Origin of the sequence: Geminicoccus harenae (assembly GCF_019800005.1) — a bacterium.
GTDB lineage: Bacteria > Pseudomonadota > Alphaproteobacteria > Geminicoccales > Geminicoccaceae > Geminicoccus > Geminicoccus harenae.
The window spans coordinates 193969-220275 of record NZ_JABGCL010000001.1 but is presented as its reverse complement, the minus strand read 5'-3'; the positions used below and the strand labels follow the sequence as shown (position 1 = coordinate 220275).

At 70.3% G+C, this 26307-nt stretch carries 23 protein-coding genes; 11 read left to right on the top strand and 12 right to left on the bottom strand.

Annotated elements, in window-relative coordinates; all coding sequences use genetic code 11:
- The 9 genes from mrdA to HLA95_RS00920 all read right to left on the bottom strand — a co-directional run bounded on the left by mrdA (position 1) and on the right by HLA95_RS00920 (position 9777).
- The gene (mrdA, locus tag HLA95_RS00960; protein WP_222182068.1) at positions 1 to 1860 is read right to left on the bottom strand and encodes a penicillin-binding protein 2; all 1860 of its coding nucleotides are present in this window, start codon (positions 1858 to 1860) and stop codon (positions 1 to 3) included.
- On the bottom strand, positions 1844 to 2374 hold the full coding sequence (gene mreD, locus HLA95_RS00955) for a rod shape-determining protein MreD (RefSeq protein ID WP_222182066.1): 531 nt from the start codon (positions 2372 to 2374) through the stop codon (positions 1844 to 1846). Before mreD ends, mrdA begins: the two co-directional genes overlap by 17 nt.
- Positions 2371 to 3297, bottom strand: a complete 927-nt coding sequence (gene mreC, locus HLA95_RS00950; RefSeq protein WP_222182064.1) for a rod shape-determining protein MreC — start codon at positions 3295 to 3297, stop codon at positions 2371 to 2373. Before mreC ends, mreD begins: the two co-directional genes overlap by 4 nt.
- Before the next feature lie 163 nt (positions 3298 to 3460).
- Positions 3461 to 4501, bottom strand: a complete 1041-nt coding sequence (locus HLA95_RS00945) for a rod shape-determining protein (RefSeq protein WP_159718023.1) — start codon at positions 4499 to 4501, stop codon at positions 3461 to 3463.
- Positions 4502 to 4664: 163 nt separating this feature from the next.
- A complete protein-coding gene (locus HLA95_RS00940; RefSeq protein WP_191062228.1) occupies positions 4665 to 5288 on the bottom strand; it encodes a phosphoribosyltransferase family protein in 624 nt (207 codons plus the stop codon).
- On the bottom strand, positions 5285 to 5962 hold the full coding sequence (locus tag HLA95_RS00935) for an energy-coupling factor transporter transmembrane component T family protein (protein ID WP_191062227.1): 678 nt from the start codon (positions 5960 to 5962) through the stop codon (positions 5285 to 5287). The genes HLA95_RS00940 and HLA95_RS00935 overlap by 4 nt, the downstream gene beginning before the upstream one ends.
- On the bottom strand, positions 5959 to 7482 hold the full coding sequence (locus tag HLA95_RS28880; RefSeq protein WP_222182062.1) for an ABC transporter ATP-binding protein: 1524 nt from the start codon (positions 7480 to 7482) through the stop codon (positions 5959 to 5961). Before HLA95_RS28880 ends, HLA95_RS00935 begins: the two co-directional genes overlap by 4 nt.
- A 37-nt stretch (positions 7483 to 7519) precedes the next feature.
- On the bottom strand, positions 7520 to 8086 hold the full coding sequence (locus HLA95_RS00925) for an aminotriazole resistance protein (protein ID WP_191061539.1): 567 nt from the start codon (positions 8084 to 8086) through the stop codon (positions 7520 to 7522).
- Positions 8087 to 8223: 137 nt separating this feature from the next.
- The gene (locus HLA95_RS00920) at positions 8224 to 9777 is read right to left on the bottom strand and encodes a 2-isopropylmalate synthase (protein WP_191061540.1); all 1554 of its coding nucleotides are present in this window, start codon (positions 9775 to 9777) and stop codon (positions 8224 to 8226) included.
- 503 nt (positions 9778 to 10280) lie between these two features.
- Here HLA95_RS00920 and HLA95_RS00915 point away from each other — a divergent pair.
- Positions 10281 to 11882, top strand: a complete 1602-nt coding sequence (locus HLA95_RS00915; protein ID WP_222182060.1) for an FAD-dependent oxidoreductase — start codon at positions 10281 to 10283, stop codon at positions 11880 to 11882.
- Between the two features lie 10 nt (positions 11883 to 11892).
- Here the strand turns inward: HLA95_RS00915 and HLA95_RS00910 are convergent, their stop codons facing one another.
- The gene (locus HLA95_RS00910; RefSeq protein WP_222182144.1) at positions 11893 to 12849 is read right to left on the bottom strand and encodes a phosphate acetyltransferase; all 957 of its coding nucleotides are present in this window, start codon (positions 12847 to 12849) and stop codon (positions 11893 to 11895) included.
- 175 nt (positions 12850 to 13024) lie between these two features.
- On the opposite strand from HLA95_RS00910, the gene HLA95_RS00905 reads away from it, so the two are divergent.
- Together HLA95_RS00905 and HLA95_RS00900 are read left to right on the top strand one after the other, a co-directional pair.
- A complete protein-coding gene (locus HLA95_RS00905; RefSeq protein WP_191058105.1) occupies positions 13025 to 14740 on the top strand; it encodes a dihydroxy-acid dehydratase in 1716 nt (571 codons plus the stop codon).
- 93 nt (positions 14741 to 14833) lie between these two features.
- The gene (locus HLA95_RS00900; protein WP_191058104.1) at positions 14834 to 15412 is read left to right on the top strand and encodes an NADPH-dependent FMN reductase; all 579 of its coding nucleotides are present in this window, start codon (positions 14834 to 14836) and stop codon (positions 15410 to 15412) included.
- A 22-nt stretch (positions 15413 to 15434) separates the two neighbouring features.
- Here the strand turns inward: HLA95_RS00900 and HLA95_RS00895 are convergent, their stop codons facing one another.
- Positions 15435 to 16451 carry a LacI family DNA-binding transcriptional regulator gene (locus HLA95_RS00895; RefSeq protein WP_191058103.1) on the bottom strand — a complete coding sequence of 339 codons (1017 nt, stop codon included), beginning with the start codon at positions 16449 to 16451 and terminating at the stop codon, positions 15435 to 15437.
- 105 nt (positions 16452 to 16556) lie between these two features.
- Here HLA95_RS00895 and HLA95_RS00890 point away from each other — a divergent pair, with 105 nt between their 5' ends.
- From HLA95_RS00890 to HLA95_RS00860, 7 genes are read left to right on the top strand one after another with little or no spacing between them, the layout of a single operon-like run.
- Positions 16557 to 17216 carry an RraA family protein gene (locus HLA95_RS00890; RefSeq protein ID WP_191058102.1) on the top strand — a complete coding sequence of 220 codons (660 nt, stop codon included), beginning with the start codon at positions 16557 to 16559 and terminating at the stop codon, positions 17214 to 17216.
- A gap of 60 nt (positions 17217 to 17276) precedes the next feature.
- Complete coding sequence (locus HLA95_RS00885; RefSeq protein ID WP_191058101.1) at positions 17277 to 18311, top strand: TRAP transporter substrate-binding protein; 1035 nt, start codon at positions 17277 to 17279, stop codon at positions 18309 to 18311.
- Between the two features lie 56 nt (positions 18312 to 18367).
- Positions 18368 to 18856, top strand: coding sequence for a TRAP transporter small permease (locus HLA95_RS00880; RefSeq protein WP_222182058.1), 489 nt, complete (start codon positions 18368 to 18370; stop codon positions 18854 to 18856).
- Positions 18853 to 20139, top strand: coding sequence for a TRAP transporter large permease (locus HLA95_RS00875; RefSeq protein ID WP_191058099.1), 1287 nt, complete (start codon positions 18853 to 18855; stop codon positions 20137 to 20139). Before HLA95_RS00880 ends, HLA95_RS00875 begins: the two co-directional genes overlap by 4 nt.
- A gap of 20 nt (positions 20140 to 20159) precedes the next feature.
- Complete coding sequence (locus HLA95_RS00870) at positions 20160 to 21206, top strand: C-terminal binding protein (protein WP_191058098.1); 1047 nt, start codon at positions 20160 to 20162, stop codon at positions 21204 to 21206.
- A 28-nt stretch (positions 21207 to 21234) separates the two neighbouring features.
- Positions 21235 to 22539 (top strand): aspartate aminotransferase family protein, encoded by a 1305-nt coding sequence (locus HLA95_RS00865; protein WP_191058097.1) that lies wholly within the window; start codon positions 21235 to 21237, stop codon positions 22537 to 22539.
- Positions 22540 to 22580: 41 nt separating this feature from the next.
- Positions 22581 to 24059: a protein adenylyltransferase SelO gene (locus HLA95_RS00860; protein WP_191058096.1), complete on the top strand. Its 1479-nt coding sequence runs from the start codon at positions 22581 to 22583 to the stop codon at positions 24057 to 24059.
- Positions 24060 to 24065: 6 nt separating this feature from the next.
- On the opposite strand, the gene HLA95_RS00855 is transcribed toward HLA95_RS00860, so the two are convergent.
- A complete protein-coding gene (locus tag HLA95_RS00855) occupies positions 24066 to 24800 on the bottom strand; it encodes a pyridoxamine 5'-phosphate oxidase family protein (RefSeq protein WP_222182056.1) in 735 nt (244 codons plus the stop codon).
- A gap of 76 nt (positions 24801 to 24876) precedes the next feature.
- On the opposite strand from HLA95_RS00855, the gene pdxR reads away from it, so the two are divergent.
- Positions 24877 to 26301, top strand: a complete 1425-nt coding sequence (pdxR, locus tag HLA95_RS00850) for a MocR-like pyridoxine biosynthesis transcription factor PdxR (protein WP_222182055.1) — start codon at positions 24877 to 24879, stop codon at positions 26299 to 26301.
- Positions 26302 to 26307: the final 6 nt, after the last annotated feature.

Below are 26307 nucleotides of genomic sequence, written 5' to 3'. Positions count from 1 at the left end.
TCAGGCCGGCTCGTCGGCACGCGGCGAGGCGGCCACGGTCGCGTCGAGCTGCAGGGCCCGGTCCAGCAGGTCGCGGGCGATCGGTGCAGCCACGGCCGAGCCGCCGCCGCCATGCTCGACCACCACCGCCACCGCGTAGCGCGGCTGCTCATGGGGCGCGAAGCCCACGAACAGCGCATGGTCGCGATGCTCCCAGGGGATGTCCTTGCGCTTGTAGGCGCCGGACAGGCGGTCGGCCTTGGTGATCCGCCGGACCTGGGAGGTGCCGGTCTTGCCGGCCATCAGCACGCCCGGCGTATGCAAGGCGGCCGAGCGGGCGGTGCCGGACGGGCTGTTCACCACCCGGAACATGCCGTCCAGCACCACGTCCAGATGCTCTTTGGCCACGCCCACCGGCTCCAGCGCGGTGCAGCAGGCGAGCTGGCGCTCGCCGCCCCGCACCAGCCAGGGTGCGATCTTCAGGCCGCCATTGCACAGCCGTGCTGTCATCACCGCGAGCTGCAAGGGCGTCGCCAGCACATAGCCCTGGCCGATCCCGGAGATCAGGGTCTCGCCGCGATGCCAGGGCTGGTCCAGCGTGGCGCGCTTCCAGGCGACGGTGGGCACGACGCCCGGGCGCTCGCCCGGCAGGTCGATCCCGGTGCGCTCCCCTAAGCCGAAGCGCCGGGCGTACTCGGCCAGGCGGTCGATGCCGAGCCGGCGCGCCACCTCGTAATGATAGCAGTCGCAGGAGCGCTCCAGGGACTGGGCGAGGTCGACCGCGCCATGGCCGCCCTTCTTCCAGCAATGGAACTCGATGCTGCCCATCCAGATCGAGCCGGTACAGCGGATCCTGGTGTCCGGCTTGATCACCCCGGTCTCCAGCCCGGCGATCGCGGTCATCATCTTGAAGGTCGAGCCCGGCGGGTACTCGCCCTTGAACGCCTTGTTGACCATCGGGGCGAGCTTGTCGTCGCGCAGGCTCGCCCAGTTGCGCTGCGAGATGCCGTTCTGGAACAGGCTCGGGTCGAAGCTCGGCACCGAGGCCAGCGCCAGGACGCCCCCATCGCGCACATCCAGCAGGGCCGCCGCGGCACCGGTCTCGGCGGACAGGCGGCTCATTGCGAAGCGCTGCAGGTCGAGGTCGAGCGAGAGGGTCAGGTCCTGGCCGGGCGTGCCCTCGCTGCGGTCGATCTCGCGCATCTCGCGGCCGACCGCGTTGACCTCCACCCGGGACAGGCCGGCCCTGCCACGCAGGAGCGGGTCATAGGCCCGCTCGACCCCCTGCTTGCCGATCCGGAACTCCGGCATCTGCAGGAGCGGGTCGCTCTCGCCCTTCAGCTCCGGCTCGCTCACCGGGCCGACATAGCCCAGCACATGGGCCAGCGTGGCGGCCTCGGGGTAGTGGCGGACGGTGCCCGCATCCAGGATGATGCCGGGCAGTTCGGGTGCGCGTACCGCGATCCGCGCCACCTCCTCCCAGGACAGGTCCTCGCGCACGCCCACCGGCACGAAGCGCGGCCGGGCCTGCGCCTGGGCCAGGATCTCGGCGATCCGCTCTCGTGAGAGGCCCAGCAGCCCGCCCAGGCGCTCCAGCGTGCCCGGCAGGTCGGGGGTCAGCTCGCGCACCACCCGGACCCGGTAGGTGGCGGCATTGTCCGCGAGCGGGCGGCCGCCGCGGTCCAGGATCCGGCCGCGCGACGGGAGGATCAGCCGCTCGCTGACCCGGTTGGATTCCGACAGGAGCTGGTAGCGCTGGCCTTCTGCCATCTGCAGGTACCAGAGCCGGCCGACCAGCGTGCCGAACAGCCCGCAGGTCCCCGCCCCCAGCAGGAGGGAGCGGCGCTTGAACCAGCGGAGGCGCTCAGCCTCCTGCTGCATGGCGCGCTCGCGGCAGCCGCGCATGGACCTGGATCAGCAGGACCGCGACCACCGGCCAGGCCAGCACGGTGAGCAGCGCCTGCACGGCCAGGGGGTCGATCGCCTGCCAGCGCAGGGCATGGGCGGAGGTGACGAGCCAGGCCGCCACCATCAACACCGCCACGTAGCCGGCAAAGCCGACCCAGCGCCCGAGCGGCGAGGCCGCCAGCAGGAGGCGCTGCTGCCGGGCCACCGCCTCGCGCAGCAGCAGGAGCATGGCCGGGCCCAGCCCGATCAGGCTGCCGGCGACCAGGTCGCCCGCCAGGCCCAGCAGGAACAGGGCCAGTGGCGGCAGCAGTTCCGGCCGGTGCAGCGCCCAGAAGAACACGACGGCGAAGGTCAGCCTCGGCGCCTGGGCCTGCGGGCCGGCATCGGGCAGCGGCGCCAGGTCGAGCAGCAGCGCCACGGCCACGGTGAGGATCGGCAGGAGCTGGCGCAGCCGCAGCTCGGCCTTGTGGGTGATGAGCCCGGTCACGGCAGCACCGTCCCGGTCGCGGCGATCGTCTCCACGCTGCCCGCCACGGAAGATGCGTCCATGACGGCCAAGTCCGCCCCGTCCGCCTCCGGTGCTTCCACCGGCTCGGCGCGCAGCACCTGGACATAGTCGAGCCGGCCCCAGTCGACATAGGCCGCGACCTCGACTCCGGCGGCACCGACCCGGCTGATCACGCCCACCGCGATGCCCGGCGGGATCAGCCCGCCCTCCCCTGAGGTGACCACCCGGTCGCCGAGCTGGAAGCGCGGGTCGCGCGGCAGGAAGCGCAGGCGCAGCCGGCGACCGCCGTCGCCCTCCATCAGGGCGCGGTCGCCGCTGCCCTCGACCATCACCGGGATCTTGGCGGCGGGATCGGTGATCAGCAGGACCCGGGCACTCCGCCGGCCCACCGCCACCACCCGGCCGACCAGGCCCGCCTCGTCGACCACCGCATGGCCCACCGCCACGCCGTGCCCGCTGCCGGCGTCGATCAGCCGGGTCTGGACGAAGCTGCCGGCACTGTCGCCCACGATCGCCGCGGTGGCGACCCGCATGGCCGGCGCCTCGACCGGCATGGCGGCCGCGATCCGCAGCTCGCGGTTCTCCACCGCCAGCCTGGTCGCCTCCGCCTGCCAGCCGAGCAACTGGTCGACCTGGCCGCGCAGGCGGGCGTTCTCCTCGGCCAGCGCCATGGTCTGGCCGACCGTGCGGGCGACGTCGCGCACCGCCTCGACCGGGGCGCTGACCAGGCGCAGGGCTGGGCTGGCGAGGTCACCGGCACTGGTGGCGAGCGCGTCGATCAGCTTCAGGTCGGCCTTGCCGATCACCAGCAGCATCAGGGAAGCGGCGACCAGGGCGCCCACGGTCATGCGGTCGACGACCAGCTTGAACGGCACCGACAGTCGCGGCAGGCGGCGGGCCATCGGGCTCAGGCCGGCTGCTGGGCCGAAGGCGGCGATGCGGCAGCAATGGCGTTCAAGCGGGACCTCCAGTCTTTCCCGATAACCGGGAGTGGCAGGACCGGTTTAAGGAATGAATGAAGAAACGTCCATGATATTGACATGATTTGGTGAAGGAGTTGTTGCCTCAGTAGGCGGCGTGCAACACATGGCGCAGCGACCGGTCCTCCAGGCAGCGGCCGGTGCCGGCCACCACGCAGCTCAGCGGGTCCTCCGCCCGGCTGACCGGCAGGCCGGTCGTGTAGCGCAGCACGAAGTCGAGATTGCCCAGCAGCGAGCCGCCCCCGGTGAGCACGATGCCCCGGTCGACGATGTCGGCGGACAGTTCCGGGGCGGTGTGCTCCAGGGCCGTCTTCACCGCCTCGATGATCTGGATCACCGGCTCGGCCAGCGCCTCGGCGATCTGCTTCTGGCTGATCACGATCTCCTTGGGCACGCCGTTCAAGAGGTCGCGCCCGCGCACCTCCATCACCTTGCCGTCGCCCTCCTCGGGCAGGCAGGCCGAGCCGATCGACTTCTTGATGTTCTCCGCGGTGGTGTCGCCGATCAGCAGGCTGTGGTGGCGGCGAACATAGTTGATGATCGCCTCGTCCATCTTGTTGCCACCGACCCTGACCGAGCGGGAATAGACGATGCCGCCCAGCGACATGATCGCGACCTCGGTGGTGCCGCCGCCGATATCGACCACCATCGAGCCGCTGGGCTCGGTCACCGGCAGGCCGGCGCCGATCGCTGCTGCCATCGGCTCCTCGATGAGCTGGACCCGGCGCGCTCCCGCCCCCTCGGCACTTTCCTGGATGGCGCGCCGCTCGACCGCGGTGGAGCCGGACGGCACGCAGATGATGATCGAGGGTGCGGCGAACGCCCGGCGGCGATGCGCCTTGCGGATGAAATGCTTGATCATCTCCTCGGCCACCTCGAAGTCGGCGATCACCCCGTCGCGCAGGGGGCGGATCGCCTCGATGTTGCCGGGCGTGCGGCCGAGCATCTGCTTGGCGTCGTTGCCGACCGCCACCACCTGCTTGCGGCCCTTCACCGTGGAAAGGGCCACCACGGACGGCTCGTTCAGGACGATGCCCCGGCCCTTCATGTAGACGAGCGTGTTGGCCGTGCCGAGATCGATGGCGAGGTCGGTGGAGAAGATCCCGAACAGTCTGGACAGGAACATGGGGCCGAGGTCCGTCAGGCAAGCCCGCGACAGGCGATACAACCTGCCGGCGAACCATCTCTGCCAGAAAAATCGTCACGGTTCTATCGCGCGTCGTGCGCGGCGAGTTTACCCGTGGCGGAGCCTCGGCGGTTTCTCGTGCGGTGCCCGATCGGCGGGCCGGTCAGGTCCCGGCGATCGGCGCGAAGCGTCCGTTCGCGTCCGGCGCGAATTGCGGGATGTGGCCCAGCCCGGTCACCAGGGCGGCGTCCGCGCCCAGCACGGCGCGCCACTCATGGGCCTCGGTCAGCACCACGCCGGCCCCCACCACCTCCGCACCCGCGGCACGCGCCAGCGCGATCGCACCCTTCAGGCTGGAGCCGCTCGCCACCACGTCGTCGACCACCACCGCCCGCTTGCCGGCCAGCAGCGGCACGGCGCGCCGATCGAGCAGCAGGCGCTGCTCGCCCTTGGAGGTGATCGAGGTGATCGGCTCCACCAGCGCGTCCGCCAGATGGATCTTCGGCGACTTCTGCAGGACGACATACTGGTCGAGGCCGAGTGCCCGGCTCACCTCGATGGCGACCGGGATGCCGAGCGTGGCAGGCCCCACGATCACGTCCGGGCGCAGGGGCTTCAGCCGCTCGGCCAGGGCCTTGCCGGCATGATCCAGAAAGCTCACGCCCAGGTCGATCACCATCATCAGGGAGATCGCGAAGTCCGGCTTGATCGCCACGATCGGCAGCTCGACCGGGCGGCCGGCCACGTCCACGGTCCAGTGCTGCGTCGTGACAGGGGATGGCGTCATGGTTTGCGGACCTCGTTGAGCGGCAGGCGGGGTTCCACCAGCAGGCCGACCTGGCGCCAGGTCGTGCGCTTGGTGGCGGCATCGAACCCGTTCACCGCGAGCGCAGTGGAGATCGCCTGCGCCATGCGGATGGACTGGACCAGGAGCGGGATGCCGCGGGCCAGGGCATAGCGCAGCCGGGTGTGGAAGGGCACCCCGTCGATCTCCATGCCGCGGGCACGCTGGGCATCGGCAATGCGCAGGAACTCCTCGCGCAGCATCGGGATGATCCCGAACACCAGGGACAGCACCAGCGTGGCCATGGGCGGGAAGCGCGCAGCACTGGCCGCCGCCAGGATCGAGCCGGGCGTGCTCGTCTCCATCACGAAGAAGAAGGCTGCGGTGGTGGCGACCAGCCGTGCCGCCATCCGCACCGCCGTGGGCAGTGCCTCGGCCAGCGGCTGGCCCTGCAGGCCCAGATTGATCGACCAGGTCACCAGCACCATGGCGACCAGGATGGCGGCACCCTTCAAATAGCCGCCCAGCCCCGGCACCCGCGTGACGCAGAGCAGCAAGACGACCAGGGCCGCGATCAGGACGGCCGGCCAGGGGCTGGCCACCAGCCAGGCGGCGGCCATCACGAGGAAGGCGGCCACGAGCTTCACCAGGAAATTGACCTCGTAGAGCCGCTTCACGATGCGATCCTCCAGGGCGCTTCGGGTGCCGGCCAGCCCAGGGCCTGGAAGGCTGGCGATGCCCAGCCCCCCTCGGTCGGCCCGTCCGCCGCGATCCTGCCGTCGGCCAGGATCAGGAGGCGCGGGCAGAGATCGTCGATCAGCTCCAGATCATGCGAGATCAGCAGCACGGCCCGGCCGGCCTCGTGCGAGCGGCGCAGGAACAGGTCGAGCATGGCGCGGCCCTGCCGGTCGCGGGCCAGCAAGGGCTCGTCCAGGATTGCCACGGCGCAGCCGGCCGCGTCCAGGCAGGCCAGGCCCAGCAGGGCCTGCTCGCGTGCCGACAGGGCGAACGGGCTGGCCTCCGCCTTGTCGGCCAGGCCGAACGGCGCCAGTGCCCTGGCGGCCCTGGCGCGTATCTCAGGATCGCCGATGGTCGCGGTCGAGCCGCCCACCGAGAAGGCGATCTCGTCCAGCACGGAGAGATTGAACAGCATCCGGCGCATGTTCTGCGGCAGGTAGCCGACCCGGCGCGCCCGGCGGGCGGCGGTCCAGCGCTCGGCAGGCTCGCCCTCGATCACGATCCTTCCCGCAGCGAGCGGTGCCAGACCCAGCACCGTCTGGATTAGGGTCGACTTGCCGGCACCGTTGCGCCCGACCAGGCCCGTCACCTCGCCGGCGCGCAGCTCCAGGGTGACGTCGTGCAGGACCGGCTCGCCGTTCGGCCGGGTCAGCCTGGTACGCAGCCCCTCCACCGCCAGCAGGACCCGTCCGCCCGCCGCCGCACCGGCCCGCACCGGCCGCTCCTGCCGGCGGGGCGGCAGCAGGCCGGCCTCAAGCCAGGGTGTCCGCAGCGCCAGTGCCTCCGCGGTCGGCCAGCTCCCGGCGAGCTGCCCGGCCTGCAGCAGGTGGATGCGCCCCATGGCGCCCGCCAGTGACGCCGCGTCCTGGTCGGCCGCCAGGATCAGCGGGATGCGGTCGCGCACGGCCGAGAGGCTGCGCTCCAGGCGGAGCCGGGCCGCCGGGTCGAGGCCGGTGGTGGGCTCGTCCAGCACCAGGAGCTCCGGCCGGGCGGCCAGCGCGCCGGCGAGCACGGCCATGCGCCGCTCGCCGCCGGACAGGGTCAGGACGCGCCGCCCGCCGAGGTCCTGGATCGCCAGTTCCTCGAACAGTTCCGCCAGCCGTGCCCGGATCTCGGCGCGCGGCACGCCCCGGTTCTCCAGCGGTGCTGCGACCACGTCCTCGACCTCCAGGTCGAAGAGCTGGTCGTCCAGGTTCTGGAACACGATCCCGACCCGCGAGAACAGCTCGGCCCGCTTGATCTCGGCGAAGTCGCGCTCACCCAGTTGCAGCCGGCCGGTCACCCGCTCGGCGTTGACCAGGCGCGGGACCACACCGCAGGCAGTGGCGAGCAGGGTCGACTTGCCGCTGGCCCCTGCCCCGCAGACCAGGGCACCGCAGCCCGGCTCGACCTGGAGGGATATGCCATGGAGGACGTCCTGGCCCTGATAGGCCACGACGAGGTCTTCGATCGCAAGCAAGCTGGATCCAGGTCGAAGATGGTCGGGAAGATGGGGCTCAGAAGCGGGTGAAGCCGCCCGGATGGGCGCTCTTGAGGATCTTGAGCGCGGGGATCACCAAAAGCGGCGTGCCGATCACCATCGGCACCACGTCGGACAGGCCCAGATAGGTCAGCGCCCACAGGAACGGGAAGATGCCGAGATAGGCCAGGCTGGCCGAGACCACCACGACCATGCCGAGCCCGACCAGGAGGCAGACCAGGGCGATCCTGACCAGGGCGCCGCGGCCCATGCTGGTCCGGGCCGGGTCGAACAGCATGCCGGGGATGAAGCCGGTCAGGCCCACCGCGATGCCGTCGATGATCAGCGAATGGGCCGGGATGAAGGTGCCGGCCAGCAGCGACCAGATCACCGTGCCGAGATAGCCGCAGATGAAGCCGCTCCTGGGCCCCAGCAGGATGCCGACCAGGCAGGGCAGGAAAGCGAAGATCCGCCACTGGATCACGCCCGGGACGAGCTGGATCGGGTTGGCATAGGCCCACAGCACCCCGGTCGCCGCGGCACCGACCAACGCCAGCACGATGGGAAAGAGGGTATTCTGTTCCTTGGTGTAGGTCGTCGCCATCGCCGTCCGTCCGTTGAGGCCTCTTGACGCAAACCTTCAGCAAAAACGGGACCAGGCCGCACTACGCTGCGGCCCGGCCGAAAAAATGCCCGATGTCTGGGCAGACTGCCTGAAAATTGCCCAGACGTGCCTGCGGTTTAGGCTGAGAGAGCCGCCGGCGCGGTCTTACGCCGCTTGGTGATCAGCTTGTTCAGCGCGGAGATGTAGGCGCGCGCCGAGGCCACGATGATGTCGACGTCGGAGGCCTGGCCGTTCACCGACTTGCCGTCCTCCTCGAGCTTCACCGACACCACCGCCTGGGCATCGGTGCCCTCGGTCACGGCGTTGATCTGGAAGACCTGGAGCTTGGCACTGTGCGGCACCAGCCGCTCGATCGCCTTGAAGGTGGCGTCCACCGGGCCGTCACCGAGCGAGACCGAGGTCAGCGGCTTGCCGTCGACCTCCATGTCGATCGAGGCTTCCGGCTTGATGTCCGAGCCGCACATGACGCGCAGCCGGTTGAACTTGATCGCCTGCTCACCGGTCTGGATCTCGTCGTCGACGAGCGCCACCAGGTCCTCGTCGTAGATGTCCTTCTTCTTGTCGGCGAGCGCCTTGAAGCGGACGAACGCCTCGTTCAGCGCATTGTCACCCAGCTGGTAACCCAGCTCCTCCAGCTTCTTCTTGAAGGCATGGCGGCCAGAATGCTTGCCCATGACCAGGCTGGAGCGGTGCAGGCCGACATCTTCCGGCCGCATGATCTCGTAGGTCTGCGCGTTCTTGAGCATGCCATCCTGGTGGATGCCGCTCTCGTGCGCGAACGCGTTGGCGCCGACGATCGCCTTGTTCGGCTGCACCGAGAAGCCGGTGATCGCCGAGATCAGGCGCGAGGCCTTCATGATGTCCTGGGAGATCACCCGGGTCTTGTACGGCAGCACGTCCGGCCGGGTGCGTACCGCCATCACCAGCTCTTCCAGCGCGGCGTTGCCCGCGCGCTCGCCGATGCCGTTGATGGTGCACTCGATCTGCCGGGCCCCGGCCTTCACCGCGAGCAGGCTGTTGGCGACCGCCAGGCCCAGGTCGTTGTGGCAGTGGACCGAGATGATCGCCTTGTCGATGTTCGGCACCGTGGAGCGGATCTCGCGGATCAGCTCCGCGAACTCCTCGGGATAGGCGTAGCCCACCGTGTCCGGGATGTTCACCGTGGTGGCCCCGCAGGCGATCGCCGTCTCGATGCAGCGGAACAGATAGTCCTTCTCGGTGCGCGACGCGTCCATCGCACTCCACTCGACATCGTCGGTGTAGCGGCGCGCGCGGGTCACGCTGTCGATGATCCGCTGGTGGACCTGCTCCTGGTCCAGGTTCAGCTGGTACTGGCGATGGAGCGGCGAGGTGCCGATGAAGGTGTGGATGCGCTTGCGCTTGGCCGGCTCCAGCGCCTCGGCGGCGCGATCGATGTCGGCGGCGTTGGCGCGGGCCAGCGAGCAGACCACGCTCTCGCTGACGAGCTTGGACACCTCGTTGACGCACTGGAAGTCGCCTTCGCTGGCGATCGCGAAGCCGGCCTCGATGACGTCGACACCCATGTGCTCGAGCACTTCGGCCACGCGCAGCTTCTCGCTGACGTCCATCGAGCAGCCGGGCGCCTGCTCGCCGTCACGCAGCGTCGTGTCGAAGATGATGATGCTGTCGCCGTCCTGGGTCGGGATCATGGGAGGATTTCCTGATGAGCGTGCATGATGGGTCGACGAATCACAAATCCCCTGAACGCGCGCAAAAACGCGCCGCACTCAGGGGCGGATAAGTCGAAGCAGGCCCGGCAGCGTCCGCACACGCGCCGCCGCGGGCGGGAAGCCCAGCATTGCGACGTGGTCCTGCGGACGAGAAATCATCGATCCATCCAATGCAGGCGGCGAGGCTTGCCGCTGGCAGGGCGCTTAGATGCAGCCAACCGGCCCTGACTGTAAAGGGGCAAGTGGCCGCCTCCCTGCCGGCCGGCTTGCGTACGGCACCGCCCCTGCATCACCTTCCCCGGACCTGACGACGCATTCGGCCGCTCGTGGAGCGTGAGCCATGCACCGACGCGATCTGCTTCTGGCCCCCGCCGCGCTGCTGCCGGCAGCCGGAACGCCCTCTGCCGCCGGGGCGCCGGTGATCGCGCAGCCGGGCCAGGCGGCCGCCCTGCAGCCCGACTGGGCCGAGCTCGCCCGGCAAGGTGGGGGATCGGCTCCAGCCGGTCTCATGGCCCATCGGCGACTGCCGGCAGGATCCTGATGCCTGTGCCGACTTCTTCGCCGCGGTCAGGAACCCCTACTTCCTGGGTGACCATCCCGGCCTGACCCAGACGTTCGGCTGGGTGGACGCCTGGACGATGGAGCCGGCCGGCGCCGTCCTGGCCGCGCGCTCGGCCGGGGATGTCGCGGCCGCGATCCGCTTCGCGCGCCGGCACCGGCTGCGGCTCGTCGTCAAGGGCGGCGGCCACAGCTACCAGGGCGGCTCCAACGCAGCCGGCTCCCTGCTGGTCTGGACCCGGCAGATGCGCGCCATCACGCTGCACGACGCCTTCGTGCCGACCGGCAGCGAGGCCGCGCCGGTACCGGCGGTAACGGTCGAGGCGGGGGCCCTGTGGGGCGAGGTGTACCGGGAGGTCTGTGTCCGGGGTGGGCGCTATGTGCAAGGCGGCGGCTACCTGACCGTCGGTGTCGCCGGCCTCGTGCAGAGCGGCGGCTTCGGCAGCTTCTCCAAGGCGTTCGGCACGGCTGCCGCCAGCCTGCTGGCGGCCGAGATCGTGACGGCCGACAGCAGGGTGCGGACCGTCAACGCCACCCAGGAGCCCGACCTCCTGTTCGCGCTCAAGGGCGGTGGCGGCGGTACGTTCGGCGTGGTCACCCGGCTGACGCTGGCAACCCACGACCTGCCGCCCACGCTGGGCGCGGTGTTCGCCGAGGTCCGCGCCAGCTCGCCGACCGCGTTTCGGCGGCTGATCGCCGAGATGCTGACCTTCTATGCCGAGAACCTGCTCGATCCGCATTGGGGCGAGCAGATCGTCCTGCGCCCCGGCAACGTCCTGGCTCTGTCCATGTCGCTCCAGGGCCTGAGCCAGGCGGCGGCGGAACGGGTCTGGGCACCGTTCTGGGCAAGACTGCGCGCCGAGCCGGAAGCCTTCAGGTTCCCGGCGGAGCCGACCATCCTGGCGGTACCGGCGCGCAGCTACTGGGATCCCGCCTTTCTGCGCACCCTGCCCGGCGTGGTGCTCGGTGACGACCGGCCGGGAGCGCCACCGGAGCGCATCTTCTGGGCGGGCAACCGGGAAGAGGCCGGACAGATCCTGCATGCCTACCAGTCCGCCTGGCTCGGCGCGGACCTGCTCGCCGTGGAGCGGCGTGACGCTCTGGCAGATGCCCTGTTCGCCGCGAGCCGGCAATGGAGCCTGTCGCTGCACACGAACAAGGGGCTGGCCGGCAGTCCCGCGAGCGTCGAAAGCGCCGCCGCAACGGCGATGAACCCCGCCGTGCGCCATGCCTTCGCGCTGGTGATCTGCGGTGCCGAGGGTCCGCCCGCCTATCCGGGAATCCCCGGCCACGAGCCGGACGTGGCGCGGGCACGGCAGGATGCGGCACGGGTGCGCGCAGCCATGGCCGCCCTGAAGGAGCGGATCCCGACCGGAGGCAGCTATCTGGCGGAGAGCGACTTCTTCGAGCCGGACTGGCAGCAGGCTTTCTGGGGCGCCAACCATGCCAGGCTGACCGAGATCAAGCGCCGCTACGATCCTGATGGCATGTTCACCATCCACCATGGAATACAGGCAGCCGGCTGACCGGCCGGCCTCAACGCGCGACCGGCCGCGTCTGTGCCAGATGATGGGCGAACAGGGCCGCTACCGCGCAGGACGCCATGCGGGTGCGGACATTGTCGGCGCGGCTGGTCAGGATGATCGGCACGCGCGCCCCCACCACCACGCCCGCGGCATCGGCACCCGCCAGAAAGGACAGGTTCTTGGCCAGCATGTTGCCGGCCTCCAGGTCCGGGACCACCAGCACCTGGGCGCGGCCCGCGACCTGGCCGCCGATCCCCTTGATCGTCGCCGCCTCCGGGCTGATCGCGTTGTCCAGCGCCAGCGGCCCGTCCAGGAGCCCGCCTACGATCTGGCCGCGCTCGGCCATCTTGCACAAGGCCGCCGCCTCGATCGTGCTCGGGATCTTCGGGTTGATCGTCTCCACCGCCGAGACGATCGCGACCCTGGGCGCCCCCAGGCCCAGGCCCTGGTGCAGGTCGATCACGTTGCGGACGATGTCGGCCTTGGTTTCCAGGTCCGGGAAGATGTTGATCGCCGCATCGGTGATGAACAAGGGCTCCGGGTAGCTCGGCACGTCCATGATGAAGACGTGGCTGACCCGCCGCTCGGTGCGCAGCCCGCCCTCCTTGCGCACCACCTCGGCCATCAGCTCGTCGGTATGGAGGCTGCCCTTCATCAGGAGCTGCGTCCGCCCCTCGCGCACCAGTTCCACCGCCCTGGCCGCTGCGGCATGGCTGTGCGGGGTGTTGACCAGCTCGAAGGCGGTGATGTCGAGCCCGGCCTGCTCGGCCACCGCGCGGATCTTCGCCTGCGGCCCCACCAGGATCGGCACGATGATCCCGGCTTCCGCGGCTTCCACCGCACCTGTGAGCGAGCTGGCGTCGCAGGGGTGCGCCACCGCGCAGACAATCGAGGGAATCGCCTGGGTGGCCTCGATCAGCCGCTCGTATTTCTCATGCCGGTTCTCGGCCACCTGCACCGCCTCCATGGGATTCCCTTCGCCGTCGCCGCTGCGGCGTGCCGCACGCACTGCCCCGCAGCCTAGGGGATTTGCCGGCCGCTGGCAGCCGCCTGTGCGGCGCCGCCCCGATCGGGCATGCTCTGCCGCGAGGAAATGCGGGTCGGGGCGCCGGCCGACGCGATCGGCAGCTGGAGCGGTCTGGATGAAGGACAAGAGCGAGGGTCTCGGCCGGGGGCTGACCAACTATGGGGACCGCGCGTTCAGCCGCTACCTGCGCCGCTCGTTCGCCAGCTCCATGGGCTACAGCCGGGAGATGCTGGACCGGCCGATCGTCGGCATCGCGGATACGCGCAGCGGCTTCAACAACTGCCACCGGCACTTCCCGGAGCTGATCGAGGCGGTCAAGCGCGGGGTGCTGGCGGCAGGTGCCCTGCCGCTGGTCTTCCCGACCGTCTCGCTCGGCGAGGTATTCCTCAGCCCGACCAGCCTGAAATTCCGCAACCTGATGTCGATGGACACCGAGGAGATGATCCGCGCCCAGCCGATGGACGCGGTGGTGCTGGTGGGCGGCTGCGACAAGACCGTGCCGGCCCAACTCATGGGTGCGGTCTCGGCAGGGCTGCCGGCGGTCCAGCTCGTGGCAGGCCCGATGTCGACCAGCCGCTATCGCGGCGAGCGCCTGGGCGCGTGTACCGACTGCCGGCGGTTCTGGGGGCGCTACCGGGCGGGCGAAGTCGGCGACGACGACATCCGGCAGGTGGAAGGCCGGCTCGCCACCACGGCCGGGACCTGCGCGGTGATGGGCACGGCCAGCACCATGGCGATCATCGCCGAGGTGCTGGGCATGATGCCGGCGGGCTCGGCGGCCGTGCCGGCGGTGGATGCCGAGCGCCTGCGGATCGGCGAGGAGACCGGCAGGATCGCCGCCGGCCTGATCGGCTCCGACCTCACCCCGGCGAAGATCGTCACCGAGCGCTCGGTCGAGAACGCGCTGCGCGTCCTGCTCGCGATCGGCGGCTCCACCAACGGCATCATCCACCTGACCGCGATCGCCGGGCGGGTCGGCATCCGCATCGACCTCGACCGGCTGAACCAGCTCAGCGACACCACGCCCGTGCTGATCGACCTGAAGCCCAGCGGCCAGCACTACATGGAGGATCTGGATGCGGCCGGCGGCGTGCCGGCGCTGCTGGCGGAACTGCGCGACCTCCTGCACCTGGACTGTCCCACCGTCACCGGCGAGACGATCGGCGAGCGGATCGAGCAAGCACCTTCATGGGTCGACCGGAGCGTGATCCGCGCCCGCACCGAGCCGGTGACCCCGCAGGGTGGTCTGGTCACCCTGTTCGGCAACCTCGCCCCGCGCGGTGCCATCCTGAAGCGCTCGGCGGCCGATCCCACGCTGTTCGAGCGCACCGGCCGCGCGGTGGTGTTCACCTCGCTGGCCGACCTCGCCCAGCGGATCGACGATCCGGCGCTCGACGTCCAGCCGGACGACTTTTTGGTGCTGCAGCATGCCGGCCCCACCAGCGAGGCGGCCATGCCGGAGGCGGGCTACCTGCCGATCCCGACCAGGCTGGCGCGCGCGGGGGTGAAGGACATGGTCCGGATCTCGGATGCGCGGATGAGCGGCACCGCGTTCGGCACGATCGTGCTGCATGTCACGCCGGATGCCGCATCGGGCGGGCCGCTGGGCCTCGTGCGCGACGGCGACCGGATCAGGCTGTCGGTGGCCGAGCGCCGCCTGGAGCTGCTGGTGCCCGAGGAGGAGCTGGAACGGCGCCGCCAGTCGGCACCGGCCGCTTCCAGGCCGGTGGCGCGCGGCTATGACCGGCTCTATCAGGAGCAGATCCTCCAGGCCGACGAGGGCTGCGACTTCCGCTTCCTCCAAGCACCCTCCCTGGCAGGCGGTGGATGAGGTGCCTGCAGGTCGGCTTTGCGGCAGGCGGTGTTGCCGGTGATCCCGCGCCGCCCTAGCTGCGCTGCGAGCCCCTCTCGTCGAAGGACCATCATGACCGCCCCTACCGCCCTGCCGCCACGGCTGCTGGGCCTGTCCGGCAGCCTGCGCCGCATCTCGATCAACACTGCATTGCTGCGCGCGCTCCAGGCCCGGCTGGCCGGCCGAGCCGAGCTCGTCATCTTCCCGCTGGACGAGATCCCGCCCTACAATGGCGATCTGGACGGGGAGAACGCGCCTGCACCGGTGCTGGCGCTCAAGCAGGCGATCGCCCGGGCCGACGGCGTGATCGTGTCGTCGCCGGAGTACAATTACGGCATGTCGGGCGTGCTCAAGAACGCGCTGGACTGGGCGTCCCGGCCGGCGATGCGCTCGCCGCTGAAGGGCAAGCCGGCCCTCGCCATGACCGCATCGCCGGCGTTCACCGGTGGCGTGCGCGCCCAGTACCAGCTCCGCGAGACCCTGTCCGCGACGCTGGCCCGGGTGATCGCGCGCCCGCAGGTCGTGGTCTCGGCCACGGTCGAGCAGGTGCAGGACGGCTTGCTGGTCGACACGGTCAAGGTCGACTTCGCGCTGGCGGCGGTCGACGACCTGCTCGCCGAAATCGCGCTGCTGCGCAAGGCGATGGGCTGAGCTTCCTGCCTGGCACCGGCCTTCAGGCCGAGCTGCCGGGCACCAGTTCCAGGGGCAGCACCTGCTCGCGCCGGGCGAAGCTGCCCTGCTCCAGCCGCTCGAGCAGGCTCGCCGCACCGGCCTCGCCCAGCTCGTAGGCCCGGGACCGGACCGAGCAGAGCGGCAGGTCGCCCCAGCCGGTGAAGGGGAAGGCATTGAAGCCGGCGACCCCGACATCCTCGGGCACGTGCAGCCCGCAGCGCCGGAGCACCTGGAGCGCGATGGCAGCGATCTGGTCGTTCTGGCCGAGCAGGAGATCGGGCGGGGGATTGGCTTCCAGGTGCGCCGCGATCGCCCGTGCGATCGCCTCGCCGCTGGTCTCGTCGCACGGGACCAGCTCCAGCGCGGCCCCTTCCGGCTCCAGCGCTTGGCGAAACCCGGCCACCCGCTCCTCGACCGCCGGCCACGGCACCTCCGAGACGATCACCCAGACCCGCTTCGGCCGGCGCCGCAGGAGCCCGGTCGCCAGTGCGGCCGCCCCGCCCCGGTCGTCCTGGCGGATGAAGCAGGCGTCCTCCAGCAAGGCCGCGGGCCGTTCCTGGAACACCACGAACGGCTTGCCCAGTTCCGCCACCCTGCGCATCGCCGCCAGCCGCTGGCGGCGTGTGCCGGACAGATCCAGGCACAGCCCGTCCACCTCGGAATGCTGGATCAGGAAGGAGGCGTCGAGGGCGCCCGGCCGGATCCCGTGCAGGAGCAGGCCGAAGCCGCGCGAGTTCAGGTAGTTGGCGAGGCCCGCCACCAAGTTGGCGGTGAACGGGTCGGCCAGAAAGCGTGGCGAGGGGTCCAGGATCGCCAGGCCGATCGTGAAGTTGCGGGCGGTGCGCAGGCTGCGGCCCAGGCGGTTCGGCCGGTAGCCGAGATCGCGCACGGCCGCCTCGACGCGCGCCCTGGTGCTCTCCGCCACGCCGGCAGTGATGCCGTTGACGACCTTGGAGACGGTGGCGGTGGACACGCCGGCGCGGGCGGCGACGGCATGGATGGTGGGGCGTTGGGGCATCGATGACCTTGCTTCCTGCGTGCTCCGAGACGGGCCGTTGACGCGCCGACGGAACGCTCTTAGCGTTGTTGTTAATCGTTTAACACGCAATCAGGCAGGCAGGGCATGGAGCTGGACTTCGCGGCGTTGAAGCAGCGTCTCTACACGGCGGTACTGTCCGACGTGCTGGACGAGTTCGGCCGCATGGATCAGGCGATGCGGCCCTTCGTGCGGCCCCTGGACGAGACCAAGGTCATGTTCGGCCGGGCGCGGACCGGGCTCTTCATGAACACCTACTCGGTGGCGCCAGGGGAGAACCCCTACGAGATCGAGATCGCGCTGATCGACGACCTGAAGACCGACGACGTGGTGGTGTTCGGCTGCGACGGCCCGACCAACCGGATCGCACCCTGGGGTGAGCTGCTGACCACCGCCTCGCGGATGCGCGGCGCCACGGGCTGCGTGACCGACGGCCTAGTGCGCGACGTCCGCCAGATCCGCGCCCTGGGCTTCCCGGTGTTCCACGGCGGCATCGGCCCGCTCGATTCCAAGGGGCGCGGCAAGATGATGGCGATGGACGTGCCGATCATGTGCGGCGGGGTGCGGGTCGCACCGGGCGACCTGGTGTTCGGCGACGTGGACGGGGTGGTCGTGATCCCGAGCGAGATCGCGGATGACGTCATCGCCGCGGCCCTGCGCAAGGTCGAGAGCGAGAACAACACCCGCCGGGAGCTGGAGCAGGGCAGCCTCCTGGGCGAGGTCTACGCGAAATACGGCGTTCTCTGACGCCGGGAACGGATGGGGGGTCCGGACCGGCATTTTCAATCAGCGAGGGAGGTATTCGACATGGCAGTGAAAGGCTTGATCGCCGCATTTGCAGGGGCGCTCCTGGCCCTGGGCAGCTCGGGAGCGCTCGCGGCCGAGTTCACCATCCGCGGCAGCCACAGCGAATCGACCGAGAGCCCGCTGCACAAGGGCTGGCAGGTCTTCGAGTCCTATGTCGAGAGTGCGAGCGGCGGCCGGATCGAGGTAACCGTCTCGCCAGCGGGGCAGCTCGGCTCGATCAAGGACGGGATGGAGCAGGCCAAGCTCGGCGCCATCGAGATGGCCCAGGGCGACGAGCAGACGATCGACAGCTTCTACAAGCCGATGATGGTCCTGGCGACGCCCTATCTGTTCGCCAATGACGAGGAAGGCCGGGCGTTCCTCAATTCCGACTTCTTCATGGAAGTCCGCGAGAAGATGGCCAAGGAGTCCGGCCTGCGCCTGCTGGCGGCCTCCTCCTACGGCTTTCGCTGCTTCACCAACAACGTGAAGCCAATCCGTTCCGCGGCCGATATGGAAGGCGTGCGCATGCGCGTGCCGCCGAGCCCGATGTCGCTGGCCATGGTGCAGGCCATGGGCGGCTCGCCCACCCCGGTCCCGTGGGAGGAGCTCTACGGCGCCATGCAGTCGGGCGTGGTCGACGGCCAGGAGAACCCGGTCGGCGTGGTGCTCGACTACTCCTTCTTCCAGGTCCAGAAATACCTGACGCTCGACAACCACCAGCTCGGCTTCAACACCCTCATGATCGGCGAGCAGTTCTTCCAGAGCCTGCCGCCCGACCTGCGGGTGATCGTCGTGACCGGGGCACAGATGGCGGCCGCCACCGAGTATGGCGAGCGCAACTACCAGGCCCGGGTGAGCGCGGTCGACCAGCTGCGCGAGCAGGGCATGGAGGTCTATGCCCCGACCCAGGAGGAGCTCGAGACCTTCCGCACGGCGACGCGCGAGCCGATCCAGGCCTATCTTAAGCAGGAGCTGGACCCGGAATATGTCGATGCGGTCTTCGGCGAGGTCGCCGCGATCCGGCAGAAGCTGACCGAATCCGTCAGCCAGTGACGTCCTGAACAGCGGACCATGCCCCTGCCGGCCGGCAGGGGCAGATGGAGACTCACTTGAGATCGCTGGCTGCCTGGCTGAACGGCCTCGTCGACCTTTTGCTCGTCCTGTCGCTCGCGGTGATCACGAGCGTTTTGGCCCTGCAGGTCATGTTCCGGTATTTCCTGCATGCTGCCCTGCCCTGGCCTGAGGAACTGGCCCAGTTCCTGCTCATCCTGATCTCGTTCCTCGGCATGTACCGGGCGTTCGGCAGGAACCAGCATATCGGCATGAGCTGGATGCCCGAGCGCTCCCGTACGGCGCACATGGTGAAGGCCGCGGGCCTGCTGCTGGTCGGGGTGTTCCTCGTCTATGTCGGCTTCGGCGGCTGGAAGCTGGCGATGAGCGCCTGGCACCAGCCCTCCACCGCATTGCGCCTGCCGATGGCGATCCCGTACCTGATCGTGCCGATCTCCTGCCTCCTGTCCGTGCTGGCGGTGCTGGACCGGATCCGCCGGCTCCTGTCCGACCAGACAAGCGCGCTCGCGGGGGAGCAGGTTCGATGAACACCGCCATCGTCATCCTGCTCCTGGTGGTGCTGCTGGCGATCGAGACGCCGATCGCATTCGCCGTGGGCCTGTGCGCCCTGGCGGGATTGCTGATCACCGACCTGGGCAACGCCCAGATCGCCGCCCAGCGTCTGTTCGCGGGCATGAACAGCTACGGCCTCCTGGCCCTGCCCCTGTTCATCCTGGCCGGCAACCTCCTGGTCGCCGGCGGCATCATCCAGCGCCTGGTCGACTTCGCCGACGTGATCGTCGGCCGCATCCGCGGCGGCCTGGCCTACGTCAACATCATCGCCAACCTGATGATGGCCGGCGTCTCGGGCTCGGCCACCGCCGACACCGCGGCCCTCGGCTCGGTGATGGTGCCGATGATGAAGGCGCGGCGCTATTCCGTGGACTTCGCCGCGGCACTCACCGTGTCCGGGGCGATCATCGCGCCGATCATCCCACCCAGCCTGATCATGGTGATCTACGCCATCCCGACCAGGCTCTCGATCGGCGCCATGTTCTTCGCCGGCATCCTGCCGGGCCTGCTGATCGCTCTGCTGCTGGCAGCCTATGTGGCCTATGCCTGCCGCAACCACCCGCTCGTGGAAGCGGCCGACCGCCCCAAGCGCAGCTTCGCCCGCTCCTGCCTGGACGCCGTGCCGGTGCTCATCGCCCCGGTCATCATCGTGGGCGGCGTGCGCGGCGGCGTGTTCACCGCCACCGAGGCGGCGGCCGTGCTGTGCGTCTATGCCCTGTTCCTGACCTGCGTGCTCTACCGCTCGGTCGGGCCGAAGCAGTTGTTCCACGTCTTCCAGGAAAGTGCGCTGACCACCGCCACCGTGATGATCGTGGTGGGTACTGCCAGCCTGTTCGCCTGGTTCCTGGCGATCGAGGACATCCCGCGCGCGGCCAGCGCCCTGTTCCTGTCGCTCACCGACAATCCCATCGTCTTCCTGATGATCGTCAACGTGTTCCTGCTCATGGTGGGCGCGTTCCTGGATACGGTGCCGGCGATCCTGATCTTCGTGCCGATCCTGCAGCCGGCGGCCGTGCAGTTCGGCATCGACCCGATCCATTTCTCGATCGTGGTGATCGTGAACCTGATGATCGGGCTGAACACCCCGCCGGTCGGCACCAACCTGTTCGTGATCTCCTCGATCACCAACCGGTCCATGGCCGCGATCAGCCGCGCACTCCTGCCGCTCTACGTGGTCAAGCTGGTTGCCCTGGCGATCATCACCTACGTGCCGTTCCTTTCGCTCTGGCTGCCCCGCATGGCGGGTCTGATGCGCTGAGCCTGATACCGGAACCGACCATGCCCCGCCTGATCCTGCATCCCGACGTCCAGTTCGACGGCCCCGCCGACCTGGAGGCCGCCGTCTACGGCAACCGCTTCGCCATCCATGCCTCGCGCTCCGCGGACCTGAACGCGATCCCGGCGGAGGTCTGGCGGGCCGCGGAGGGGCTGGTCTGCTATCACGAGATCACGGTGGACGAGACCGTGCTCGACCGGATGCCCGCCTGCCGGGTGGTGGTCCGCGCCGGGGTGGGCTTCGACAATATCGACCTGGACGCTGCCGGGCGGCGCGGCATCGCGGTCTGCAACACGCCGGACTACGGCACCACCGACGTCGCCGACCATGCCATCGCGCTGACCCTGGCAGTGCTGCGTGGCGTGGTGGCCTATAATGACCTCCTCCAGGCGGATCCGGTGGCCGGCTGGGACTTCAGCAAGGTGCCGACCGTGCGCCGGCTCTCGACCCAGACCTTTGGCGTGGTCGGGCTCGGGCGGATCGGCACCGCCACGGCACTGCGGGCCAAGGCGCTCGGGATGCGGGTCCGCTTCTTCGACCCCTATCGCCCGACCGGCAGCGAGCTGGCGCTCGGGATCGAGCGGGCCGGCTCGCTGGAAGACCTGCTCGGTTCGGCCAACGTCGTGTCGCTGCACACGCCGCTCACTACCGAGACCCGCCACCTGATCAGCACGGCGGCGCTCGCCGCGATGAAGCCGGACGCGGTGCTGGTGAATACCGCGCGCGGGGGCGTGGTCGATCTCCTGGCCCTGTACGCGGCGCTGGCGGAAGGCCGGCTCGGTGCGGCGGCGCTGGACGTGCTGGAAACAGAGCCTCTGCCGGCCGACCATCCGCTGCTGCAGGCCTGGCGGGCGCCGGGCTCGCCGCTGCGCCACCGGCTGATCGTCACCCCGCATGCCGCCTTCTACAGCCCCTCCAGCCTGATCGACCTCCGGCAGAAATCGGCAGCGACGGCGGCCGGCTATCTGCAGGACGGCCATTCGCGCGACTGCGTGAACGCCGACCGGCTGGACCTGGCCAGGGCCGCGGCCCGCCGGCCGGCCCTTTGACCCAAATCATGCAAGGACCTGTTCAGTCATGACCCGCTGTTCGTTCGACCGCTCCCGCCAACGGATCGCCGAGGCCAGCCGGATCATCCCGGGCGGGGTCAGCAGCCATTTCCGCCATGGCGTCTCGCCGACACCGCTCGTGTTCGAGCGGGCCGAGGGCGCCTGCCTGTTCGACATCGATGGCAACCGCCTGATCGACTACTACCTGGCACTCGGCCCGATGATCCTGGGCCACACGCCCGCGGACGTCATCGCCGCGGTCCAGGAGCAGGCCGGGCGCGGGATCCTGTTCGGCGGGCAGAGCGAGCTGGAGTTCGAGGCGGCCCGGCTGGTCTGCGAGATGGTGCCCTGCGCCGAGCGGGTCCGCTTCGCCTCCTCGGGCTCCGAGGCCGACCAGCTGGCGCTGCGCCTCAGCCGTGCCGTGACCGGCCGCAGCAAGGTCCTGAAGTTCGAGGGCCATTACCATGGCTGGATGGACAGCGTGCTGTGGAGCGTGGCCACACCCTCCGAGCAGCTCGGGCCGGAAGCCAGGCCCAGCCGGTTCGCCGGCAGCCTCGGCCAGGACGCGTCGGCCGGCGAGAATGTCGAGGTCCTGCCCTGGAACCAGGCGGAGCTCGTGGTCGAGCGGCTGAAGCGGGGCGACGTCGCCGCCGTGATCATGGAGCCGATCATGTGCAACAGCGGCGGGATCCTGCCCGAGCCCGGCTATCTGGAAGCCGTGCGCGCCGCCTGCACCGAGACCGGCACGGTCCTGATCTTCGACGAGGTGGTCACCGGCTTTCGGGTGGGGCCGGGCGGCGCGCAGGGGCGCCTGGGCGTGACACCCGACCTCGCGACCTTCGCCAAGGCGATCGCCAACGGCTTCTCCGTGGCGGCGGTGGCGGGTCGTGCCGACCTGATGGACCGGCTGGCCGGCGGCGGCATCCTCCATGGCGGCACCTACAACGCCCAGGCGGTCGCCATGGCCGCGACGGTCGCGACGCTGCGCCGCCTCGGGACGCCCGGCACCTACGAGGCGATGGAGGCCCGGGGCCGCCGCCTGATGGACGGGATCGACCAGGCGCTGAAGCGGGCCGGGATCACCGCCACGGTGACCGGGCTGCCGCAGATCTTCCACGTGGCGCTCGGCATGGCCGAGCCCGGCCGGCACTATCGCGACATGCTGACGTCCGACCGCCAGGCCTATGTCCGCCTGACCACCGCACTGCTGGAGCGGGGCGTGCGGGCACTGGAGCGGGGTGCCTGGTTCCTCTCGACCGAGCATGACGACGCGATCGTGGATCAGACGCTGGCCGCCTTCGAGGATGCGGTTTCGGTCCTGAAGCCGGCCTGACGCCCTTGTCCGGGGGGTGGTGTCGCGCCCAGATGTCGTGAATGACCAGCACCATCCCCTTCGACAACAGCTATGCCCGGCTGCCCGACCGCTTCTTCGCCCGCACCCGGCCGGCCGAGGCGCCGGCCCCGCGGCTGATCGAGCTGAACCGCCCGCTCGCCGAAGCCCTGGGCCTGGACCCGGACTGGCTGGCCAGCCCGGAGGGGGTGGCGATGCTGTCCGGCCGTGAAGTGGCGCCCGGTAGCGAACCCATCGCCATGGCCTATGCCGGCCACCAGTTCGGCTCCTTCGTGCCGAGCCTGGGCGACGGAAGGGCGATCCTGCTGGGCGAGGTGATCGGCCGGGACGGCCAGCGCTACGACCTGCAGCTCAAGGGCTCCGGCCGCACCCTGTTCTCGCGCGGCGGCGACGGCCGCGCCGCGCTGGGCCCGGTGCTGCGCGAGCATCTGGTCAGCGAGGCGATGGCGGCGATGGGCATTCCCACCACACGCACCCTCGCCTCGGTGATCACCGGCGACGAGGTGTATCGCGAGACGGCGCTGCCGGGGGCGGTGCTGACCAGGGTCGCGCGCAGCCATGTCCGGGTCGGCACCTTCCAGTATTTCGCGGCCCGGCAGGATCGGGAGGCGGTGCGCCTGCTGACCGACTATGTGGTAGCGCGCCTTTATCCCGAGGCGGCGGCGGCCGAGCGGCCGGCCCTGGCGTTCCTGGACCTTCTGGTCGGGCGGCAGGCGGAGCTGGTCGCGTCCTGGCTCCTGGTCGGGTTCATCCACGGGGTGATGAACACGGACAACATGTCGGTGGCCGGCGAAACGATCGACTACGGGCCCTGCGCGTTCATGGACGCGTTTCACCCGCAGACCGTGTTCAGCTCGATCGATCAGCAGGGGCGCTACGCCTATGCCAACCAGCCGGGCATCGCCCAGTGGAACCTGACCCGGCTGGCGGAATGCCTGCTGCCGCTGCTCGACCCCGACGAGGACCGGGCGGTGGAACTGGCCAAGGAGGTGCTGACCGCGTTCGGCCCCCGGTTCGAGGCGGCCTTCCATGCCGGGCTGCGGCGCAAGCTCGGCCTGCTCCAGGCGGAGCCCGAGGATGTGGCGCTCGCCCAGGAACTGCTGGGGCGGATGGCGGCGAACAATGCCGACTTCACCCTGACCTTCCGCCGGCTGGCCGATGCGGCGGCCGATGCCGGCGCGGATGCAACGGTGCGGGCGCTGTTCTCGGACCCCGTGGCCTATGATGGCTGGGCTGCTTCCTGGCGGGAGCGCCTGGCGCGGGACGGGGGCGAGCCGCAGGCGCGTCGGCTGGCGATGCGGCAGGTCAACCCGCTCTACATCCCGCGCAACCATCAGGTGGAGGCGGCGATCCGGGCCGGGGTCGATGCCGATGATTTCGGGCCGTTCCGCACGCTCCTGGCCGTGCTGGCCGACCCGTACGCCGACCAGCCGGAGCATGCCGGCCTGGCAGAGCCGCCCCGGCCGGAGGAGCGGGTGCTCCAGACCTTCTGCGGGACCTGAGGCGGCTCAGCCCGGCTGGGCATCCTCGTAGCGACGCTGGTTCTCGATCAGCACCTCGCCGAGGCTGCGGCCTTCGCGATAGGCGGTGAGGTCCGGGCCGCGGGCGATGCCGTCCAGCAGGCGTGGCGAAGGCTCGGCGGCGCCGATCGTGGTCCGTACCGGGATCACGCCCGCCCAGACCGGATGGTCGCCGTCCAGCTCGTCGTCGCCGACATTCTTGGCGCGGACCTTGGCGGAGGCCTGCTCGATCGGCATGCCGATCACCGTGGTGGCCTTCACCTCCTGGGCCGTGGTCGGGCGCAGGGCCGCCTGCCGGCCGGGAAAGAAGCGCTCGACGATGCCGACCAGCGCCCGCCCCTTCTCCTCCGGATCCGTCACGATCCGCGCGGTGCCGAAGCACATGGCCGAGCGGTAGTTGGCCGAGTGGTTGAACCCGGAGCGGGCCAGCACCAGCCCGTCCAGGTGGGACACGGTCACGCAGGCGGGCGTGCCGGTCTCGAGATGGCGCAGCATCCGGCTGGCCGAGGAGCCGTGCCAGTAGAGCGTGTCGCCTTCGCGCCAGTGGATCGTCGGGGTGCAGAAGGGCTGGCCGTCCAGCACGTAGGCGACATGGCAGAGCAGGCCCGCGTCCAGGATCGCGTGGATCGAGGTGTGGTCGTAGCTGCCTCGGGCGTGCTCGCGCCGCACGCGGTTGCGCGAAGTGATCGGATAGCTCTGCCCAGGGGCCGGATGGTCGGTCACGTCGCTTGCGTCCTTCTTGCACCTGAAGCCAGTGTGTCGCCACCCATTGGTCCGAAACAGATCCAATTCACGACGAATGAAGCGAACCAATCCGCCGGACTGGTCGTCCCTGATCCCGGTGCTCCCGGCAGAGGGGCCACGCCCGCGCGCGATCTACCTGGCGATCCGCCGACTGATCGAAAGCGGTCTGGTGCCGCCCGGGGCCAAGCTGCCGACCACCCGCGACCTTTCCGGGAGGCTGGGCGTGTCCCGGTTGGCCGCGGTGACCGCGTTCGAGCTGCTGGTCGCGGAAGGGTTTGCGGAAGCACGGGTCGGTGCTGGGACCTTCGTCGCTGCGGCCGTCCCCTCGCTGCCGGCCGCGAACCCTGCCGAGCCGGCAGCGGAACCGCCGCCCGGGCCGGCCAGGCCGTTCGCGCTCGGATTCACCGAGCCGGACCGCCGCACCATGGCGAGCTTCCGCCAGCTCCTGGCACGGCGGCTGCGCGAGCCCGGGCCAGAGCATTTCCGCTATGGCGACCTACGCGGCGGGCTGGAGCTGCGTGCCGCCATCGCCGCCTATCTGCGGACCGCGCGCGGGGTGCGCTGCGAGGCGAGCCAGATCCTGGTGACCAGCGGCACCCAGCAGGCCCTCGACCTGATCATGCGCGCGATCCTCCTTCCCGGCGACGCAGTCTGGCTGGAAGACCCGGGCTACGCCCCTGCCCGCGCCGCGGTCGTCAACAATGGCGGGCGGGCGATCGGCGTGCCGGTCGATGCGGAGGGGCTGGACCTGACGGCCGCCGCGGTTCCGGCAGGGCGGGTGCGCGCGGTCTATGTCACGCCCTCCCACCAGTTCCCCCTGGGCGTCACCATGTCCATGCGCCGCCGCCTGGCCCTGCTCGACTGGGCAGCACGGAGCGGTGCCTGGCTGCTGGAGGACGATTACGACAGCGAGTTCCGCTATGCCGGCCCGCCGCTCACCGCCCTGCAGGGCATGGATGGTGCGGGGCGGGTGACCTATCTCGGCACCTTCTCCAAGGTGCTCTTCCCGGGGCTGCGGGTGGGATATGCGGTGCTGCCGCAGGAACTGATGGAGCGGATGCTGCGGCTGCGGGCGCAGACCGACCGCCATCCGCCGTCCCTAACGGAAGGCGCGCTCGCCGAGCTGCTGACCGGCGGCCATTTCGCCGCCCATCTGCGCCGTACCCGCCGCCGCTGCCAAGCGGCCCGGGACGCGCTGGTCGGAGCACTGCGCCGGCAACTCGGCCCGGTGCTGGAGCCACCCGGCCAGGGCCTGCATCTGGTGCTGCCGCTCGCACCGCCGGCGGACGACCAGGCCATCGCCACTGCCGCCGCCGCTGCAGGGGTGCAGGTGCAGCCGCTCTCGCCCTTGTTCATCGACGCGGCGCCGCGCCCTGGCCTGGTGCTGGGCTTTTCCGGCTTCGCGCCGCCCGAGCTGGAGGCCGCCGCTGCCGTGCTGGCGGGCGTCATCCGTGCGGCCGGCAGCCCGCTGCCCGGCTGACCGGTG

Bases quoted from the DNA above. Each gene is read 5' to 3' on its own strand.
- HLA95_RS00925 (WP_191061539.1), bottom strand. From the start codon at position 8,086: ATGGCGACGACCTACACCAAGGAACAGAATACCCTCTTTCCCATCGTG.
- HLA95_RS00860 (WP_191058096.1), top strand. From the start codon at position 22,581: ATGACCAGCACCATCCCCTTCGACAACAGCTATGCCCGGCTGCCCGAC.
- HLA95_RS00895 (WP_191058103.1), bottom strand. From the start codon at position 16,451: ATGCCCCAACGCCCCACCATCCATGCCGTCGCCGCCCGCGCCGGCGTG.
- HLA95_RS00905 (WP_191058105.1), top strand. From the start codon at position 13,025: ATGAAGGACAAGAGCGAGGGTCTCGGCCGGGGGCTGACCAACTATGGG.
- HLA95_RS00885 (WP_191058101.1), top strand. From the start codon at position 17,277: ATGGCAGTGAAAGGCTTGATCGCCGCATTTGCAGGGGCGCTCCTGGCC.
- mreC (WP_222182064.1), bottom strand. From the start codon at position 3,297: ATGGCCCGCCGCCTGCCGCGACTGTCGGTGCCGTTCAAGCTGGTCGTC.
- HLA95_RS00870 (WP_191058098.1), top strand. From the start codon at position 20,160: ATGCCCCGCCTGATCCTGCATCCCGACGTCCAGTTCGACGGCCCCGCC.
- HLA95_RS00940 (WP_191062228.1), bottom strand. From the start codon at position 5,288: ATGACGCCATCCCCTGTCACGACGCAGCACTGGACCGTGGACGTGGCC.
- pdxR (WP_222182055.1), top strand. From the start codon at position 24,877: ATGAAGCGAACCAATCCGCCGGACTGGTCGTCCCTGATCCCGGTGCTC.
- mrdA (WP_222182068.1), bottom strand. From the start codon at position 1,860: ATGCAGCAGGAGGCTGAGCGCCTCCGCTGGTTCAAGCGCCGCTCCCTC.
- HLA95_RS00910 (WP_222182144.1), bottom strand. From the start codon at position 12,849: ATGGAGGCGGTGCAGGTGGCCGAGAACCGGCATGAGAAATACGAGCGG.
- HLA95_RS00865 (WP_191058097.1), top strand. From the start codon at position 21,235: ATGACCCGCTGTTCGTTCGACCGCTCCCGCCAACGGATCGCCGAGGCC.
- HLA95_RS00900 (WP_191058104.1), top strand. From the start codon at position 14,834: ATGACCGCCCCTACCGCCCTGCCGCCACGGCTGCTGGGCCTGTCCGGC.
- HLA95_RS00875 (WP_191058099.1), top strand. From the start codon at position 18,853: ATGAACACCGCCATCGTCATCCTGCTCCTGGTGGTGCTGCTGGCGATC.
- HLA95_RS00920 (WP_191061540.1), bottom strand. From the start codon at position 9,777: ATGATCCCGACCCAGGACGGCGACAGCATCATCATCTTCGACACGACG.
- HLA95_RS00945 (WP_159718023.1), bottom strand. From the start codon at position 4,501: ATGTTCCTGTCCAGACTGTTCGGGATCTTCTCCACCGACCTCGCCATC.
- HLA95_RS00890 (WP_191058102.1), top strand. From the start codon at position 16,557: ATGGAGCTGGACTTCGCGGCGTTGAAGCAGCGTCTCTACACGGCGGTA.